This window comes from Pseudoxanthomonas koreensis (genome assembly GCF_010093225.1).
Classification (GTDB): domain Bacteria; phylum Pseudomonadota; class Gammaproteobacteria; order Xanthomonadales; family Xanthomonadaceae; genus Pseudoxanthomonas; species Pseudoxanthomonas koreensis.
In genome coordinates this window covers 1-3,127 of the sequence record NZ_PDWM01000073.1, presented here as the reverse complement: position 1 = coordinate 3,127, position 3,127 = coordinate 1, and the positions used below count along the sequence as shown (strand labels likewise).

Here is a 3,127-nt window from a genome sequence, read left to right as displayed (position 1 = left end):
GATAGCGACGGTAATAGCATGCATGGCGTGGACTCCTCTCGCGATCCCGTGTCCCGATCCAGTATCGGTCTGGCTCATCGAAGCCGTGTGGCGACGCGGGAGGAGTCCATCCCATCATTCAAGCCGACGCCGCTTCGCGGCGCGGCTTAATTCTGGTGTTAGGCCGCGTGACGGATGTTTGTCGCCACATTCTCTGTTTGATCTACCGTTCCAGCCGCTTCGTCGCAAAGTGGTTGATGAGTTGTCAGCTCAAGCTGCAGGCTGCATCTACCCCGCACTGGACTTTGCCATGCTCTCGAAACGTGCTCTGACGGGCCATGCCCCTGCTACGAAACCTGGAGGTATCGCATGGCGGCGTCTGCGCGCCAGCGCCCGGATGCTGGGCTCGCTATTGCTGGGCTGGGTGGCGGTCATGGGCTCGGTACTGGTCGTTGGCAAGGGTCTGGTGCCACTGATCGATTCGGTTTTCCACCCCGGGGCCGATTTGCTCAGCGCGATCAGGCGTGCCTGCATCTTCTTGGCCGCAGTAGCCGGCTACTGGTCGTACGTGCACTGGCATGAGAATCGCGACGTAACAGAACTGCGAGTAAAACCGGTGCCTCTGTTGCTGGGCGGCGCCGGTGGCGCCGCCTTGATTGCAGTGCCGATCGCGCTGCTGTTCGCACTCGGCGCCTACCAAATGGTGCTCTTTCGCGGTGCCTCGCCAGCACTGATGGATGCGGCGGTCCTCATCGTCATCGCGGCCACTCTGGAGGAGCTGGTCTTCCGCTGTGTACTGTTTCGGGTGCTGGAGCGATCATGGGGAACCTGGCCGGCATTGGCGATGCAAGCGGTGCTGTTCGCCATGTGGCACTTGGGAAACGTCGAACGAGGTGGAGTTGGCGATGTGGTGACAATGCTGGTATCAGTAACTTTGGCGGGCCTGCTCTGGGGCGCGGTGTTCATCCTGACGCGTAACCTGTGGGCGGCGGCCGCCAATCATGCCGCCTGGAACTTCACTATTCTGCTCAGCGGTGTGCCGCTCTCCGGCAATGAGGACTGGCGCGCCATCGCTCCGTTCGAAAGCCACTTTGCCGGACCCGACTGGTTGACCGGCGGGATGTTCGGTCCGGAGAGTTCGTTCCTGGTGATCGTATCAACATCGGTCGCGGTCGTGCTGCTGCTGCGCGCGGCACGGCGACGTGGGGCCCTCTTCCTTCCGGTGGCCTAGTTCCGATGCGATGCCTACGAAGCCTTGACCGATTCCCATTTGCGGCCTAACAGTTCGTTCAAGCCGACGTTGCTTCGCAACGCGGCTTAACTCAAGCGTTAGGCCTCTTCTATGCACTTTTCGCGCTTGCTCCTTCTCTTACCCGTGCTGGCCGCATGCTCAGCCAATGACCAAGCGGTCGAACAGTCCTGTAAGGCTGAGTATTTGTACAACAACGTTGGGCCAGATCAGGCGATTGCGGCAATTCGTGACGCTGGAAGCGAACGTAATTACATTGTGGGCAACAACCTTGCGATGTACCTGATCTTGCGCGGCTCTCGTAACAACAATGTCGATGACTTTGATACAGCCAGAGCTGTATTGGATTCTATGGAGACTCCTAGCAACACACACCCGCTAGTTCAGCGATACATCAGCACGCTCCGGTTCCTAGCCATCGCAAACGGTAGCGCTCGGGGCGGCGCTAGGCGCGAGTTGGCGCAGCACTGCCCTTCTGACACACCTCAGGAGCGGGCATGCGTAGATGGTGTCGTGTTAGACGTGCTAGACCAGATGTCCTTGATCAACGGAGCCGAAAGCAAGTCGTTCCAAGATTTTCTAAGCATTTTCAGGCGAACCTACTATTCAACATTCGGCTGGGAGTTCAATCCGGCACACCTTGCGGGTTCCCCTTGGGCAGTGTCGGATTGCGGGATGACCGGAAAGGAAAGGCCAGGAACTGTGCACACTCCCGTTCCAGAGGCCTAACAATTCATTCAAGCCGAACCGGCTTCGCCGGTCGGCTTAATTCAGGCGTTAGGGGGCAGTGCAACTATGTCGGAGTCGTTGGAGAACATCTTTGGCGCGCACATTGCACAGGGCACACTCGAAGACGCGGCGCAGACCATGGCTTCTCTTGCCCAGAGCTATCCAGACTTGGGTGCTGAGTTCATAGCTATCCTTCAAGAAGGACTGTCTGCGGCGGCTAGAGGGGACTTAGCTGTGGCTAGCGCGGTAAGCCGTAGTGGTTATCGCGTAAGCACCGCCCAAGAGGCCGGCGAACTAATCGCGGAGCTACTCAGTCTTCTTCGAGAGGCTGGTCTGCCCCCTAACAATTCATTCAAGCCGAACCGGTAGTTCCTTCGGTTCAGTGGACACCCTGACCTAACCCTCAGGAGTGTTCCTAATGCCAAAGCCAGGTCCAAGAACCACCCGCCGTTACAGCGACGAATTCAAGGCTGTCGCCGTTCGCCTGAGCGAGCAGCGAGGTGTCCTGGTCAGCGACGTCGCGCAGTCGCTTTACATCCACCCCTACATGCTGTCTCGTTGGCGAAGACTGGCCCGGGAGGGGATCATCGTGACCAAGGGTGCGCAGGTAGATCCGGTTGTGGCCGCCGAGCTGAAGGCGCTGCGTCAGATCAAGCGGCAGTACGAGCAGCTGAAGGTCGAGCATGACCTTTTAAAAAAAGCGATCGCGTTCACTTCCGGTCGAAAGGCGAAATCTTCGCCTTCATCGAGCACCACAAGGAAGCCTGCCCGGTGAGGACGATGTGCCGCCTCTATGGGGTCAGTCCCGCCGGCTACTACGCTTGGGTGCAACGACCTGCCAGTTCCCGTGCGATCGAGGACGCGGCGCTGATCGAGAAGATCCGGCAGGTTCATGTTGCCAGTCGGGAAACCTACGGCAGCCCCCGGGTGCATGCCGAACTCAAGCGGCAAGGCGAGCAGGTGGGGCGCCGACGGGTGGAGCGGCTCATGCGCGAGGAGGGCTTGCGCGCCTGCTCGGCTCGCCTTTATCGGCGGCGCCCGGGCGACGTCCCCCCGGTTTTGAGTAGCACGGCGAACTGGAGTCCAATTCCCCAAAGCGAGGAGATTGGACGTGAAGAAGCGCTTTTCCGAAGAGCAGATCATCGGCTTCCTGCGTGAGGCCGAGGCCGG

The 3,127-nt window shown here is 59.6% G+C and carries 3 protein-coding genes; all 3 read left to right on the top strand.

All coding sequences use genetic code 11. The annotated features are described in order from the left end of the window. Positions 1 to 289 precede the first annotated feature (289 nt). The 3 genes from CSC64_RS13720 (at position 290) to CSC64_RS14105 (ending at position 3,115) form a co-directional block, all read left to right on the top strand. On the top strand, positions 290 to 1,210 hold the full coding sequence (locus CSC64_RS13720; protein ID WP_238390051.1) for a CPBP family intramembrane glutamic endopeptidase: 921 nt from the start codon (positions 290 to 292) through the stop codon (positions 1,208 to 1,210). A 1,165-nt stretch (positions 1,211 to 2,375) separates the two neighbouring features. Next, positions 2,376 to 2,732, top strand: coding sequence for a transposase (locus CSC64_RS13715; protein WP_162435891.1), 357 nt, complete (start codon positions 2,376 to 2,378; stop codon positions 2,730 to 2,732). A 5-nt stretch (positions 2,733 to 2,737) separates the two neighbouring features. Beyond that, positions 2,738 to 3,115, top strand: coding sequence for an IS3 family transposase (locus CSC64_RS14105; protein ID WP_162435890.1), 378 nt, complete (start codon positions 2,738 to 2,740; stop codon positions 3,113 to 3,115). Positions 3,116 to 3,127: the final 12 nt, after the last annotated feature.